Origin of the sequence: Shewanella sp. OMA3-2 (assembly GCF_021513195.1) — a bacterium.
Classification (GTDB): Bacteria; Pseudomonadota; Gammaproteobacteria; order Enterobacterales; family Shewanellaceae; genus Shewanella.
In genome coordinates, this window is sequence record NZ_CP090974.1 from 1,873,329 (window position 1) to 1,888,653 (window position 15,325).

Genomic DNA, 15,325 nt, shown 5'->3' on the forward strand with positions numbered 1-15,325 from the left:
TTAAAAACCCAGCACAAGCTGGGTTTTTTATTGTTTGTTTCTCAGTAGATGTTGGTAAACTAGGATAATATTTTTTTTCGGAGTAAATTTTGAATTTTTTAATTGAGTACGGCATGTTTTTGGCTAAAGCGGTCACCATAGTGGTTGCCATTGTGACGGTAGTCGTTGTTGTTATTGCCAGTGGGATGAAAAACAAAACTGACAAAGGCGAGTTAATACTGACAGATTTAAGTGATGAGCTATTACAATTAAAGCATGATTTGAAACATGAGTTATTGTCTAAGAAACAACTTAAAGCTTACGAGAAACAAGTTAAAGCAGAAGACAAAGCTACTGACAAAAATGAACAACCCAATAAGAAAGTGTATGTTTTAGACTTTAAAGGCAGTATTGATGCCGGCGAGGTTGCGTCGCTGCGTGAGGAAATTACCGCTATTTTGATTATTGCTGACGAGGGTGATCAAGTATTAGTCAATGTAGAAAGTGGCGGTGGTATGGTTCATGGTTATGGCTTAGCATCAAGTCAATTAGACCGTTTACGCCAAGCAAATATTCCCTTCACTGTGTGTATTGATAAAGTGGCTGCCAGTGGCGGTTATATGATGGCTTGTGTGGCCAATAAAATTGTTGCTGCCCCGTTTGCTATTGTGGGCTCAATTGGTGTTGTGGCGCAACTACCTAACTTTAGTCGTTTGCTTAAAAAACATGAAATTGATTATGAGCAACATACCGCAGGTAATTTCAAACGAACGTTAACTGTGTTTGGTGAAAATACCGATGAAGGGCGAGAGAAGTTTCAACAAGAGTTAGAAGAAACTCATGTGCTATTTAAACAGTTTGTGGGTCATTATCGTCCCACTTTAGACTTAGATAAAGTCGCCACTGGCGAGCACTGGTATGGCAAACAGGCGATAGAGTTAGGTTTAGTGGATGAAATAGCCACCAGCGATGATATTGTGTTGCAGTTAGCCAAAGATCATCAAGTGTACAAACTTAAGTATCAAATGAAGAAAAAGTTAGCTGATAAAATTGCCCATGGTGCATCTCTATCGGTTAACAGTGTGGTCAATAAGCTTACAGAACTTAATCGACCAATTTGATTTGCTGCAACAGAGTAGAGCGTAATGTTTAAGCAAGGTGGCTATAACGCTAATTTGATGGTGGGTGACCAATGTTATCCTGCCTTTGAACTGCGTAATCTTTTGCTGTTTATCCAACACGAATTAGGTGACAAGTTGGTGCAAACCGTTTGTCAGCAAATTGGTGTTGGGATGGTAGAGTTAGCCGCGAGTCAATTTGTTTATGTATGGCAAGTCGATTTTGCGCTTGAAGCCTTACGACTTAATAGTACCCATGATATGGGCGCAAGGTTGGGCGCAAGTTACCAGGTTGAGAGCTTAGATTTACTGTTGCCTTATTTAGGCCAGTTTGATTCTTTAGGTGACTGTTTACAGTTTGTGGTTAAAAATCCACAATTGGTCGGCAGCTTTACTGACAGCTTAGTGCGGGTCGAGGATGATAAAATTTGGATTCGGTGGTTGAATACCGGTAAGTCGAATACAGAAAAATATTCTTTTCAGTTTCAACACAGTATTTGTTCTCTTGTTGGTTTAGCTAGGGAGCTGGCGGATCGACATATCATGGTAAGTGATATTCACTTAGCTGAAACGTGCGATCAAAGTGTTACTGGTAATAGCTATTTTTTGTCCGAATTTACCGGCGCAAACATTTGTTATCAGCAAAGTTATTTTGAGTGGAGCATTAAACTGGAATGGTTAACTTTACCCATTACCTATATTTTTGAACCTAAAGTTGATCATTTACAAACGCCGCATTCACCATCATTAATTGAAACCGTTTTACAGCAACTTCGTCAATCTATGCCTGCAATGTTAACTTTGCAGGGGATGGCAGAAAAAATGCACATGAGTGATAGAAGTTTGCGGCGTAAACTAGCATCAGCGGGGAGCAGTTATCAAAAGCTGGTCGATCAGGTTAGATGCCAAATGGCAATTAAAATGATTTTATCCGATAAGATGCATGTTGAAGATATTGCCGAATTAATGGGTTACAGTGATGTCAGCCATTTTCGGCAAAGCTTCAAACATTGGTTAGGCCATCCTCCTGGTTACTTCTTACGTCTAAATCAATCCGAATAGGTGTTACTGACAATGGCCTAAACTGGATGGCAATGAATCTATCCAGCGTTTAATTAACTCAGTCCCCTCGGAATGAATCACCTCTCTGCCAATAGGGGGCATACGGTCTTTGGCTGACAACAGCACTTGTCGATTATGCACAATAGAGCGTTCACCATTTCCTGGCACAATATCATATGCAAGGCCATCAGGGCCGCCATCCCACCCAGGAGGCTGTTTACATATACCATACTCGAATGTGGTGTGGTCAACATCAAAGCTTAACCTCAGTCCTGAGATACTGGCAAAACCTTGCGGGTTATGACAATGGGCGCAGTTAATGTCTAAGTAGCCTTTTGCGCGGGCGGTTAACTCTTTGGTATTATCGTTTAATGCAAATGATCGCGGTGCGTTAGTTAAGCTTAGCTGTTGTAACCAACCTTTATTTTCAAATAGTTGAAGTTGATTAATCTCTTGACCGTTGGCGAGCATAACATTTCTATTCAGAGTATGTGCTTTTAAGCCAATGGGCATAATTTTACTGGTTTGTGCAGATACCACTTGGTGGCATATTTTACATTCTGCTTTACTTGGGATGTGGTATTTAAATTGAACCACCTCACCCTGGTTATTCATTTCATGTTCAATATCAGCCCGGCAATCAATAATTTTGCTTGTTGGTTCTGCCATTGATATGTCAGTGCTGTCCAGCCCGTTTCTCGGTGGATTAGCAGCCGTGTTTCTATTAATATCTCGTTTTCACTGCCACTCAGGCTTGTGTCATAGGGAAGGGCGAAGGTTTTCACTAATACAGAGCCTACAGGTGGTGTCATACGTACGTTTGCTTGGTAATCGAATGACAATCCTTGTGGTATAAACAAAAAACGGTATTTACTGGCATAGTTAGAAAAAAGCTCAGTTGATAAATGGTATAAATGACCAGGTGCCCTGGGTGAGGCCGTGGGGATACTGGAGTCGATAAATAAACTGTAGTCAGCTAAATCATCACAATCTTTATTCATCAATGCTTGCCAGTTCACTTCAGAGGTTTGGCTGTTACACACATCATCTTCGCTTGGCGGATTAACCGTTGGCGGCGAAACAACTGGTGGAGTAACGGCTAATGGTGGTGACGTAGTGGCATCATTACTTCCGCCACAACCACTAAAACAGGCCAACAATAGCAATACAAGTATTGAATCATAGTGAGATTTTTTTGCAGAGGTGTAACCCAGTTTGGTATTGTTTTTTGGAGGCATCTTATGGTTCTCCACATAATAAAGCCGGGTGACCCTGGCTTTAAATCAGTGACAAAAATTATCTTATGAGCAACTTGCAGCGGGTAAGCGTTTAATCCATTCACTGATCAATGCCACACCCTCTTTATGGGATAGGCTGCGACCAATCTCAGGCATGCGATCACCTGGATTATTACTTTCCATGCGGAAATGCAGAATAGACTCAGCAGGTTTACCTGGCACGATATCGTAACCTAAGTTCCCTCCGCCATAAGCGACAGGAGACTTACAGGTGCCGTGAGAGAATCCGGCATCTTCTGCATAGGCACGCCAGTATTCTACTTTTAAGCCTGTGTTAGATGCGTTGCCTTCAGGACGATGACAATGGGCGCAGTTAATATCTAAATATCCTTTGGCGGTATTCATTAACTGGGTATCAGACATACTGATAATATTCGCTTCATCACCATCTTGGAATTGAGGAATACTATCAACATCTGCTAAATCAGGTACGCCTTGTAAAATACCCGCGGCTTGCCATTTAGATAATTGATTCATTGTGCCATCTGTATAGGCATAATCACGGTTTAAATGACGCGCTTTAGGGCCAATAGGCATAAACACTGCGTTGCTATCATCATCCTTTTTAAATTGATGGCATTGTTTACATTGGTTCATGCTAGGCACAACATAGTCAAAGTCTAATGCTTCGCCTTTATGGGTAACTTGCTTACCTTGAATAGCACCCGCTTTAGCGATAACCGCATCTGATTTGTCAGATTTCCAAACATAAGGTAATGCCGTCCAACCTGTTTCACGATGAATCAATAAGCGAGTTTCCACTAAATCTTCATTGGCAAAACCGCGGTTATTGGTATTTTCAGGTAACGCGAATGTCTTACTAATGACAGTGCCGACAGGAAAGTCAAATGACTCATTTTCGGTATACTGGGCTTTGGTTCCTGAAGGGACATACACAAAGCGATATTTAGTCGCATGATCAGTAAATAACGGGGTATTTAAATCATATGGCAAGCCACCAGAATTAGGTGCCGCGGTTGGGTTTTTCATATCGGAAAATAGATTGTAGTTTGACAGATTTGGACAGTTTGCTTTAAGCAAAGCATTCCAATTAACATTACTGCCTTCTGCTTCACAAAGTGTTAAATCACCATCACCGACTAAACCCCCTTCACCTTCACCAATTGAGCCTCCACCGCCGACTAAGGTGCCGCCGTCACAACCGGCGGTATCATCATCAACACCGCAACCAAAAATTTCATCGCCAAAGGTGACGGTATGAACCGGTAAACTAACTTGAGAACATGCCATTAAATCAGTTTGTGGTTGCTGATATAAAGTATCAGGTATGCTCATATCGGTATTAGAGTTAGCAAATAAACGACCAACACTGACATCACCGTTATTTTGGATACAAACATTGTCGCTACCGTCAGTGGCAAATGGTAATTCTTGTAGACCTAAATAAGCCGCAGTACCATTATTTGATAACATTTCACCCAAGCCGTCATATAAAATGCCGGGTAATTTTCCGTGGGTTAAGAAGTAAGCTTTAATGATATCCTCAATCAAATAACCTTTGGGTTTAGATCCGTATTCAGTAATCACGTTATCGTGAATATGAATGTTACGTGGAGTAGGGCGCCAGCCGTCGCTGATTGCTTGACCTGGCTGGCCATAATTAGCCACAAAACTGCTGATATCAGGCTCTGCAATAAAGAAACTGGATATCGTTAAGCCAACAGTATCGTGGTTGGTTATTTGGTTATTAAATATTTCAACTTTATCAGTCGCCAGTACAATCACCCCAGTACCTGGTGGCACAATATGTACACCTGCAGGATTTGACGAAGCATTAGCAAAGTTTAAGGTGTTATTATCATATACTTTGTTATTAAAAATACGCACGCTAGAGCCGTAGCGATGGTTATTAATCGGTAAATCAAATACTAAAATACCACCGGTATTGCCCATGGTTTCATTGTCATAGACGTCGGCATATTTAGAGTTTTCAATTTCAATACCGGCTACGTTTTCTTTGGCAATGTTACGACGCACCACAATATATTCAGACTGGCCAACATATATCCCCGCATCGGCACTGCCGCGCACATAAGTGTCTTCAATTAGAATATTCTCACATTCTACAGGGTATAAACCATAAGCACCGTTATCTTGATCTAACTCGCCTTCCCAAATAGTGGCTAGTCGACGTAAAATAATGCCATTGGTATTTTTGAGTTTTATGCCGTTATTTTTAGCTTCGTTTACCGATAAATCTTGAATGATTATGTTAACTGCGTTTTGGACAAAAATACCATCGCCTGAATTGGCATCTGAAAAGTCTAAAACGGTTTTATTCATGCCGTAACCCATGATGGTGACGTTTTTAGCAAAGGTACCATCACCATCGACATCACCATCAAATAGCAAAGTGGATTGAATTTTAAAGTGACCTTTGGGCAGCACGATTACCGCATTCGATTGTGCGTTAATTAATGCCTCTTGAATACTAATAGTGAGGTTGTCGCCAGCTTCAACCATGATAGCGCCCTCTGGAAAAGTGGGTACGATTTCGGCTGGTGGTTGTACAACTGGCGGTGTTTCTATTGCGGTAGATTTGTCATCGGAGTCACACCCCGTCAGTCCTAGACTGACAGCGGTAGCGACTAATGTTGGTATGAGCCAAGGCAATTTCTTGTTGAACATAGCATCTCCTGCTTTTTATTATTGATGTATTTGATTGAGCAAACCACTACGGCTTTTTATCCGTATGCTATTCAACATGCCTTGTTTGGATATTGTTAATCAATGTGAGATCTGGCCACAATTATGTAACAGTTGTTTTTTGCCGTTTTAAAAACAAAAACGGTAGCCTAAGCTACCGTGTTAAATGTTTTTATAAAACTTTGATATAAATACTATTTTTTTAAGCCTTGTAACTTAAATGCTGGTGAAAGCGTAAAATCACATCAATGTGTTCTTTATCGATATCAAATTCATTAGTTAAGGTGCGAATAGCTTCTTCAACTTGATTCATGAATCGACCAAAGCCTTCATCATTAACGTCACTTTTACCCGCTACGATCACGAATCGAATGGCTTCAACTAATTTTTGATCATCCCAGTGCAGTATTGGTGCTGGAGCATCAGCGTTAGGGTCAAAGCCAATCATTTGAAATTCAGCTGTGCTATTTAAACGCTCAAACTTACTATTACGTACTAGCGGTACTTTACCGTTTGCGACCATGGCCACACGAAATAGTTGGTTATTCTGCGTTGCGGCAATAAATTTATCAGCGACATTTTGATAGCTTGGACCAAAATTAGTCATATTTTCAGACAGTAATTGCTTTTTGATACGACGACCAATAGGAATGCTGACCGTAACATAATTAAGCGTACTGACATCTTCTGGTAGATCACATTCCCGACGTTTATAGCGGTTATCTACCGCACGTAGTTTGTAACCGTAGGTTTCTTTAATACCTTTACTTTTAGCAAAGAAATCGTATGAAATGTGCTGATGGTCACGCACCTTAATTGTAATATCTTTAACTGGTAGCAAAGGTTTAATTTCAGCTAGAAACTTTTGTACGTTGGCATGGAAGGTCGCGGAGTTACTGCGCAGTTCAGTACCCGTTGCTAAAAATACAATTTTAAGTTTTTTAGCTCTATAACCGGCAATACTGTGCAAACGGTTTGCTTCATGGTGAGCAGGATTATAGAAAAAACGCAATTGCTCTTCAGTTGACAGGCAATATGCTTCGCTATGAAAACGCACCATTGGCAGTTTGTCAGTGGCAATAACATGAACATTAAACAAGTCATGCTTCTCGGCTACTTGATAAACTAACTTACTGAATTCGTGGTAGCAAGTGTCTACATCTGTGTATTCAGCTAAAAAAGCATCAGTTAGTGGAAAACCCACCGATATATATTGGTTTTTGCGTGTTGCGGTAGGTAGATATACTTTCTTTTGACGACTGACGGACATAATTTTTCCTTTTAGTCTTGTTTAGGTCTTATTGTAAATATTGTTTGAGTAAATAATATAGATCTAATGTTTTAAACAAATCCCTGTCGTTACATTCTAAAGACTAAATCTTAAAATAATATGACTTTTTGTTATTTTATGTTGAATATATTTAACCCGTATCACTTTTTTAGCGCATCAATGATCCAAGGTTTCATCCATTGCGTAATAACAGGCTGAGCTTCTACATTAGGATGTATTCCATCGCGCTGCATCAATGCTGGGTTAGGTGCTATTTGGGGCATGAAAAATGGGATAAGCGCGATATTATATTCTTTAGCAGTTTGATTAAAAACATCGTTGAACATTTTGCTATAGCGTGGCCCGTAATTGGGCGGCACCATCACTTCAGTAAGCAGAACATCTGCCCCCGCTTGTTGTGACAGCGCAATGATTTTTGTAAGATTTGATTTCAGCAGGGGTGGGGGGAACCCACGTAATCCGTCGTTACCGCCCAGTTCTATCACAACAAGGTCAAATTGCTCTGATTCCAGCAAACTCGGGAGCCTTCTTGCCCCTCCTGCCGATGTTTCACCACTGACAGAACCATTAATAATGTGGTGTTCAGGGAGTTCATTACGTAATAATTGTACCCAACCTTGGCCTTCTTCCATGCCATAACCTGCACTTAAGCTATCACCTAGTATCAAAATCGTGGCAGCATAGCTGGTAGAAGAAAATGAAATGATAATAATTAGCGCCGCAAAACTGCGCTTTATAGCTGATGTTAAGAAGGATCCTATGTCGACAAATTTTGCTACAGATTCTAGTGCCATTACAGTAACTAACCTCATTAAAACGGTGGTAACTCAAGAAGGAGAATTGACTATCCTTAAGGGCATCAACATGGATGTCAAGCAAGGAGACAGTGTTGCAATATTAGGACCCTCTGGCTCGGGAAAGTCAACCTTACTTGGTTTACTCGCCGCATTAGATACACCAACATCGGGGGAAATATTACTCGATGGAGCGGCATTATCGGGATTGAATGAAGAGCAAAAAGCAGCTTTAAGAAAGCGTAAAGTCAGCTTTGTTTTTCAGTCGTTTATGTTAGTTGATACTTTGACAGCGCTTGAAAACGTGATGTTACCCGCTGAGCTTGCTGGAGTTAAAGATGCCAAGCAAAAAGCACAAAACATGCTTGAGCGGGTAGGCTTATCCCATAGATTAACCCATTTACCGAAACAGCTTTCCGGTGGGGAGCAGCAGCGTGTTGCTATTGCAAGGGCATTTATTTGCGAGCCTAAAGTACTGTTTGCCGATGAGCCAACCGGAAATTTAGACAGCGTTAACGGTGATAAAATTGCCGACATGTTGTTTCAACTCAATCAAGAAAGCGACACTACATTAGTGTTAGTTACCCATGACTTACAGCTGGCAAAACGCTGTAAACGACAATTTGTTATGGATAATGGTTTATTAACCGAACCTAATGCGACCGTCGCAAGTGCCAATGTGCCTCAATTTGAAGCCAACGGGGAGGCGCACTAATGGAATGGCAGTTAGCATGGCGTTTATTCAAACGTGAACTAGCGCAGGGGCAGTTGCTGCTTATCGTACTGGCTATCACCTTAGCCGTGTTGTCAGTCAGTGGTCTTGCTCGGGTAAGTGAACGCTTACAAGTGGCTATTAATGGTGAAGCCGCAACCTTTATTGCTGCCGATAGAAGTATTGATTCACCAGTACAGCTTGACCCAAATGTATTGCAGATAGCCGATGACCTAAACCTTAACCATGTTACTAACATGCAGTTTAACTCTATGGTTTATGCTGGAGACAAGTTTCAGTTAGTGACCATAAAAGCCGTTGGAGAGGGTTATCCTTTAAAAGGCAAGGTGGAATTATCTACTGGTGAAACATCACTGTTACCTGCTAAAGGTGAGGCCTGGTTTGAAAACCGTTTAGGCGGACTTTTAGGCTATCCAAAGTCATTAGAACTCGGTAATAGTGATTTGGTGTTATCTGCCGAGATAAGTCGTTTACCCGATGGCGGCTTTAATCCATTTGCTTCGGCCCCTGTGTTATTAATGCGCCTTGATGATGTTGACGCCACGGGCATTATTCAACCTGGTAGCCGTGTTAGCTACATATACCAATTCACTGGTGATACAGATGCATTAACTGCCTTTGAAGCGCAAGCAAAACCACTACTGAATAACAGCCAGCGTTGGATTGATGTGCAATCGGGTGATTCACCTATTGCCTCGGCGGTGAAACGTGCAGAGCGTTTTTTACTATTAGCCAGTTTATTAGGCATTGCTTTGGCGTGTGCCGCTATCGGAATTGCTGCGCAGCGTTATTGTCAGCGCCATTATGATGTGGTTGCCATGCTAAAAACCTTTGGCGCATCGGCGAAACAAATCAGATTGTTATTTGGCTTTCATCTTATGTTGGTCACCTTGTTAGGTATCGCACTAGGTTTGTTTGGTGGTGTACTGCTTGATCTCGCCATTACCCAGTTTTTACCCCCAGAAATAGCAGCATATTCACCGCCTTATTCACGGCCTTTGTTGTTGGGTATGTCAACGGGTCTTATCAGTGCCTTTATGTTTTCAGCTTATCCGTTAATGCGATTATTGGCCATTCCCCCCTTACGAGTACTACAACGTCAACTTGAAGGCCTGCAATTTGGCATGTGGTTGCATTTGTTACTCAGCTTAGGTGCTATGGCGCTATTGGGCTACTTGTATTCCCGTAGCATTGCTTTGACCATGACAGTGGTACTTACTGTACTTTTGTTAGGCGCATTACTCAGCATATTGGGTTTTGTGATGATCCGCATGGGCCATAGCGTTGGGATGAAAACCACTAATCCACTGCAATTAGCATTAGCAGGTCTTCGTCGCCGCGCAAGACAAAATGCGGTGCAACTAGTTGGTTTTAGTAGTGCGTTGGTATTGTTGCTGACTATTTTAGCCCTAAGACAAGATTTGCTTAATGAATGGCAAAAACAGCTTCCAGAAGATGCACCTAATTACTTTTTAGTTAATATCGCACCGGAAGACAGTCACCCATTACAGCAGTTTTTAGATGATAATCGGATTCAGGCAACCGATATTTATCCTGTTATTCGTGGCCGTTTAACCCATATTAATGGTGAAGAATTAATTTCAGATGAGCAAGAACGGACAGGGACAGCTGGCCGAGTCGGTATTTCGCGAGAATTAAACCTGACCTATCGTGACACGTTACCGCCTAACAATCCGATTGTGGAAGGGGTGTTTAATCAGGCTGATGATGAAGTGTCGGTTGAATCAGGTGTGGCTGAACGTTTAGGCTTAGCACTTAATGACAGTATGACATTTAGTATTGATAACCAGTCAGTTACCGTAAAAGCAACCAGTATTCGCAAGGTGCAGTGGGAAACCTTGCAGCCTAATTTCTTTATGATTTTTAGGCCTAAAGCCTTAGCGCCTTTTTCCTATACTTCCATGGCCAGTTTTCATTTAAATGATCAAGATTTAAAGGCGCAAGGTAGCGAGTTAAGCGCTAATGGCGTTGTGTTGCAGTTGATCCAGCAGTTTCCGACGATTTCAGTGATAGATGTCGGCGCAATGGTGGGACAGTTACGGCAAATTATTGATCAAGTGTCGTTATCGCTAACCTTAGTATTAGCATTGGTATTGCTTGCCAGTGCGTTAGTCTTGATAGCGCAAACCGAAGCGGGAATGGCCACTCGCCAGCGGGAACTTGCCGTACTGAGAACTTTTGGTGCATCAGGTTGGTTACTGCGCGCAGCAACCGGTTTAGAGTTTGCTCTGCTTGGTGCAATAGCGGGGTTTTTAGCTGTTATTGTTGCTGAGTTTGCTCTTTATATGCTTAAAACCCAGGTATTTGAACTGGTAGTTTATATGCATTGGGAGTGGTGGATTATTGCGCCAATATCTGGCGCATTAGTGGTGGCATTGTTAGGTGTCTGGCGTTGTCGTCAATTACTTAATCAATCATGCAGTGAATTACTCAAAGCAGGTTAAACCTTAAAGGGAGGTCGCTGAATATCTCCCTTTTTAAACTGTTTTTAGCATATGCTTCAACGTTATTTTCGTTCAGTTTTTGCTGCTGCAATATTGTTAGCACAAAGCTAACGTGAGTCTATTTGAGTATCAATTTTATTAAATCAGGTTTTGCAATCTGATGGCACACAGTGAATAATCGACACCGTTAACGTTGATAGTATTTATTATTGGAAGGTTTTTTAGCACTATGAAATTTAGTCCGTTGGTCGATGAACTGATCCAATCTCTGCGCATTTTACCCGGTGTTGGCCCTAAATCGGCACAACGTATGGCATTTCAATTACTAGAACGCGAAAGAAAAGCGGGCATTAAGCTTGCTGAGTCATTACAAAAAGCCATGTCTGAAGTAGGTCATTGCCAGCGTTGCCGCACTTTTACCGAGCAAGCACTTTGTCCAATTTGTGCCAGTCATAAACGCGGCAATGCAGAAATAATATGTGTGGTCGAAACCGCAGCAGACGTACTAGCCATTGAAGCTGGCGGCCATTTTAACGGCCGATATTTTGTACTGTTAGGGCATTTATCCCCTTTAGATGGTGTAGGGCCTGAAGAACTTGGCCTAGCGTTGCTTGAGCAGCAATTATCCTCAGATGATGTGCAAGAGCTTATTCTAGCCACTAACCCAACCGTTGAGGGTGATGCTACTGCCCATTTTATCGCTGATATGGCACGTCGCCATAACGTAGTGATCAGTCGTATTGCCCATGGCGTGCCAGTTGGCGGTGAATTAGAGTATGTTGATAGCACTACATTAGCGTTGTCTTTTAATGGTCGTATTAAGTTATAAGCTCGATATAAAACTGCCCCATTGTCCTTTTGAATAAATTTGCCATCATTGACCGTTAGTTAATGATGGCTTAAAAAAGCAGCAAAAAAATTATTCCCCCTTGAAAAGTGATCACCAAGCCCCATCTCTTGTATAACGAAACATTAAAGAGTGGTGGCGTTTGCTAGGTGATATTAATCTCATCAGCCAAATGTCATCGTTTATGTAAAAAGTAATATCAAGGGAATTATTCATGTCACAACAAGAAACACATGGCTTTCAAACCGAAGTTAAACAATTACTGCATTTGATGATCCACTCTCTGTACTCAAACAAAGAGATTTTCTTACGTGAATTAGTTTCAAATGCGGCCGATGCTGCGGATAAATTACGTTATTTAGCACTAAGCAATGACGACCTATATGAAGGTGATGGCGATCTACGCGTTCGCGTCAGTACCGATAAAGAAAAAGGCACGGTAACCATTTCTGACAATGGTATCGGTATGACACGTGATGGTGTTATCGAGCATTTAGGCACGATTGCTAAGTCAGGTACCAAAGAGTTTTTCAGTCATTTATCGGGTGAAGCGTCTAAAGATTCACAGTTAATTGGTCAGTTTGGTGTTGGTTTTTACTCAGCATTCATCGTAGCGAAAAAAGTGACCGTGCGCACTCGTGCAGCAGGTAAGCCGGCCAGCGAAGGGGTATTGTGGGAATCAGCTGGTGAAGGTGACTTTACTGTTGATAACATCACTAAAAATACCCGTGGTACTGAAATCACTTTACATTTGCGTGATGAAGAAACTGAATTTGCTGATGATTATCGCTTGCGCTCTATTATCACTAAGTATTCTGATCATATCTCTGTTCCTGTGCAAATGTTTGAAGCAGGTCAACCTGAATCAGACGGCCCAGACGGTGAGAAAATTCCTGCGACTGAAGGTTCTTGGAAATCAATGAACAAAGCCACTGCGCTTTGGACTCGTAATAAAGCCGATATTTCTGATGAAGAATACCAAGAGTTTTACAAGCATATTTCACACGATTACAGCGACGCACTAAAGTGGGCGCATAACCGTGTTGAAGGTAAGCAAGAGTACACCAGTTTATTATATATCCCGGCAAAAGCACCGTTTGATATGTTTAACCGCGATCAAAAACATGGCTTAAAGTTATTTGTGCAACGTGTGTTTGTGATGGATGACGCTGAACAGTTTATGCCAACTTATTTACGCTTTGTAAAAGGCTTGATTGATTCGAATGATTTGCCGCTGAACGTGTCTCGTGAAATTTTACAAGACAACAAAGTGACCCAAACATTGCGTCAAGCATTAACCAAACGTGCTTTAGGTATGCTTGAAAAAATTGCTAAAGATGATCCAGAGCAATATCAATCTTTCTGGGCTGAATTTGGTCAAGTATTGAAAGAAGGTCCAGCTGAAGATTATGCTAACCGTGAACGTATAGCCGGTTTACTGCGTTTTGCGTCGACCAATGACAATAGCGCGGCAACCACTGTGTCATTAGAAGACTATATTGGCCGTATGAAAGAAGGCCAAGAGAAAATTTATTACATAGTGGCTGACAGCCATGATGCAGCGGTAAATAGCCCTCATCTTGAGCTATTACGTAAAAAAGGCATTGAAGTCTTATTGATGTCTGAGCGTATCGATGAATGGTTAATTAACCACTTAACTGAGTTTAAAGGTAAGCAGTTACACTCAGTCACTAAAGGTGATTTAGAGTTAGGTTCATTAGAAGATGAAGCCGACAAAGAAGCACAAGAGAAAGTCGCCGAAGAAGCTAAGGGCTTAGTTGAGCGCATCAAAGCAGCCCTAGACGGTAAAGTGGCTGATGTTAAAGTGACTTCACGCTTAACCGATACTCCAGCTTGTGTAGTCACTGGTGAAGGCGAAATGTCGACCCAAATGATTAAATTGATGCAAGCAGCAGGTCAGCCTGTGCCTGACTCAAAACCTACATTTGAGATTAACCCAAGCCATCCTTTAGTTGAGCGTTTGAGTAATGAGCAAGATGAGCAATTATTTGCTGATTGGTCTAACTTGTTATTACAGCAAGCCCAGCTATCAGAGAAGGGCAGCTTAGCCGACCCTTCAGCGTTCATTAAATTAATGAACCAAATGTTGATGTCGAGCTTTAAGTAACACTAAGCGGATAGAAAAAGCGGACTCTGTGTCCGCTTTTGTATTTTAAGGGAAATTATGGAACACATCATTTCGTTAACCAAAGAGAATATTCAACAAGTTGTTGATGCCTCGATGGAAAAAGTGGTTGTACTGACTTTTTTTGCTCAGCAAAAGCCTGAAAGCATTCAAATGCTGCAAACTCTGGAACAGCTTGCGGCAGCACAAGCTGGCCGCTTTATACTGGCCAGTGTTGATTGCGAAGTGGAAATGGAAATTGCCCAGTATTTCCAAATTGAAAGCTTACCCACTACGCTGATTTTAGATAAAGGCCGCCCAATTGATGGCTTTGCTGGTGTGCAAGATGCTGCGAGTGTCGCAAGCTTGCTAGATAAGCATTTACCAGCACTTTGGATGCAAGCTTTTGATGGCGTAAAAGCGCAGCTTGCTCAAGTTGAGCCGTTAACCGATGAAGCGTTAACGTTACTTGTTGCGCAATTAAAAGAGATTGCTGTACAAGCCGATAATCTGGCTGATGTGCGTTTGGTGTTAGCGGATGTTTATTTACAGTTAGGCGCGCTTGCCGATGCCAAACCGTTAATTGAAGGGATTGGACTGGCTGATCAAGACAGTTACTATCAAAACTTAAAAGCTAAGTTGGCATTAGCGGAAGATGCAGCAGATACGCCTGAAATTCGTCAACTGCAACAACAGCTTGAGTTAAGTCCAGGCGATATCAGTTTATCTATCGACTTAGCTAAGGCACTGAATAAAGCTCAGCGTAATGAAGAGGCGTTAGCGTGTCTTTTTAGCTTTTTAGAAAAAGATCTCAGTGCTGGTGACGGTAAAGTTAAACAAATGTTTCTTGAAATCATGACCGCCATGGGGCAGGGGAATGCGTTAGCGAATCAATATCGTCGTAAATTGTATACCTTGCTGTATTAAACATTGGCGTTAATTGATT

At 41.7% G+C, this 15,325-nt stretch carries 12 protein-coding genes; 7 read left to right on the top strand and 5 right to left on the bottom strand.

Features of this window, described 5'->3' with window-relative positions:
- Nucleotides 1-89: 89 nt before the first annotated feature.
- Both sohB and L0B17_RS08300 read left to right on the top strand, forming a co-directional pair.
- Entirely contained in the window at nt 90-1,100 is a 1,011-nt protein-coding gene (gene sohB / locus L0B17_RS08295) for a protease SohB (protein ID WP_235089228.1), read from the top strand.
- A 24-nt stretch (nt 1,101-1,124) separates the two neighbouring features.
- Entirely contained in the window at nt 1,125-2,159 is a 1,035-nt protein-coding gene (locus L0B17_RS08300) for a helix-turn-helix domain-containing protein (RefSeq protein ID WP_235089229.1), read from the top strand.
- Between the two features lie 3 nt (nt 2,160-2,162).
- Here the strand turns inward: L0B17_RS08300 and L0B17_RS18190 are convergent, their stop codons facing one another.
- The 5 genes from L0B17_RS18190 to L0B17_RS08320 form a co-directional block, all read right to left on the bottom strand.
- Entirely contained in the window at nt 2,163-2,828 is a 666-nt protein-coding gene (locus L0B17_RS18190; protein WP_336246493.1) for a hypothetical protein, read from the bottom strand.
- Entirely contained in the window at nt 2,771-3,397 is a 627-nt protein-coding gene (locus L0B17_RS18195; protein ID WP_336246494.1) for a hypothetical protein, read from the bottom strand. Before L0B17_RS18195 ends, L0B17_RS18190 begins: the two co-directional genes overlap by 58 nt.
- 63 nt (nt 3,398-3,460) lie before the next feature.
- Nucleotides 3,461-6,106 carry a parallel beta-helix domain-containing protein gene (locus L0B17_RS08310; protein WP_235089230.1) on the bottom strand — a complete coding sequence of 882 codons (2,646 nt, stop codon included), beginning with the start codon at nt 6,104-6,106 and terminating at the stop codon, nt 3,461-3,463.
- 220 nt (nt 6,107-6,326) lie between these two features.
- Complete coding sequence (locus L0B17_RS08315) at nt 6,327-7,394, bottom strand: DUF3083 family protein (RefSeq protein WP_235089231.1); 1,068 nt, start codon at nt 7,392-7,394, stop codon at nt 6,327-6,329.
- 161 nt (nt 7,395-7,555) lie between these two features.
- On the bottom strand, nt 7,556-8,152 hold the full coding sequence (locus L0B17_RS08320; protein WP_235089694.1) for an arylesterase: 597 nt from the start codon (nt 8,150-8,152) through the stop codon (nt 7,556-7,558).
- A gap of 22 nt (nt 8,153-8,174) precedes the next feature.
- Between L0B17_RS08320 and L0B17_RS08325 the strand changes: the two genes are divergently transcribed.
- From L0B17_RS08325 to L0B17_RS08345, 5 genes are all read left to right on the top strand, one after another.
- On the top strand, nt 8,175-8,924 hold the full coding sequence (locus L0B17_RS08325; protein WP_235089232.1) for an ABC transporter ATP-binding protein: 750 nt from the start codon (nt 8,175-8,177) through the stop codon (nt 8,922-8,924).
- On the top strand, nt 8,924-11,407 hold the full coding sequence (locus L0B17_RS08330) for an ABC transporter permease (RefSeq protein ID WP_235089233.1): 2,484 nt from the start codon (nt 8,924-8,926) through the stop codon (nt 11,405-11,407). Before L0B17_RS08325 ends, L0B17_RS08330 begins: the two co-directional genes overlap by 1 nt.
- 229 nt (nt 11,408-11,636) lie before the next feature.
- Entirely contained in the window at nt 11,637-12,236 is a 600-nt protein-coding gene (recR, locus tag L0B17_RS08335) for a recombination mediator RecR (RefSeq protein ID WP_235089235.1), read from the top strand.
- Between the two features lie 232 nt (nt 12,237-12,468).
- Nucleotides 12,469-14,382 (top strand): molecular chaperone HtpG, encoded by a 1,914-nt coding sequence (gene htpG / locus L0B17_RS08340; RefSeq protein WP_235089236.1) that lies wholly within the window; start codon nt 12,469-12,471, stop codon nt 14,380-14,382.
- A 57-nt stretch (nt 14,383-14,439) separates the two neighbouring features.
- Entirely contained in the window at nt 14,440-15,306 is an 867-nt protein-coding gene (locus tag L0B17_RS08345; protein ID WP_235089237.1) for a tetratricopeptide repeat protein, read from the top strand.
- Nucleotides 15,307-15,325 lie beyond the last annotated feature (19 nt).

Bases quoted from the DNA above. Each gene is read 5' to 3' on its own strand.
- L0B17_RS18195 (WP_336246494.1), bottom strand. From the start codon at position 3,397: ATGCCTCCAAAAAACAATACCAAACTGGGTTACACCTCTGCAAAAAAA.
- L0B17_RS18190 (WP_336246493.1), bottom strand. From the start codon at position 2,828: ATGGCAGAACCAACAAGCAAAATTATTGATTGCCGGGCTGATATTGAA.
- L0B17_RS08300 (WP_235089229.1), top strand. From the start codon at position 1,125: ATGTTTAAGCAAGGTGGCTATAACGCTAATTTGATGGTGGGTGACCAA.
- L0B17_RS08315 (WP_235089231.1), bottom strand. From the start codon at position 7,394: ATGTCCGTCAGTCGTCAAAAGAAAGTATATCTACCTACCGCAACACGC.
- L0B17_RS08310 (WP_235089230.1), bottom strand. From the start codon at position 6,106: ATGTTCAACAAGAAATTGCCTTGGCTCATACCAACATTAGTCGCTACC.
- L0B17_RS08325 (WP_235089232.1), top strand. From the start codon at position 8,175: ATGTCGACAAATTTTGCTACAGATTCTAGTGCCATTACAGTAACTAAC.
- recR (WP_235089235.1), top strand. From the start codon at position 11,637: ATGAAATTTAGTCCGTTGGTCGATGAACTGATCCAATCTCTGCGCATT.
- L0B17_RS08330 (WP_235089233.1), top strand. From the start codon at position 8,924: ATGGAATGGCAGTTAGCATGGCGTTTATTCAAACGTGAACTAGCGCAG.
- L0B17_RS08345 (WP_235089237.1), top strand. From the start codon at position 14,440: ATGGAACACATCATTTCGTTAACCAAAGAGAATATTCAACAAGTTGTT.
- htpG (WP_235089236.1), top strand. From the start codon at position 12,469: ATGTCACAACAAGAAACACATGGCTTTCAAACCGAAGTTAAACAATTA.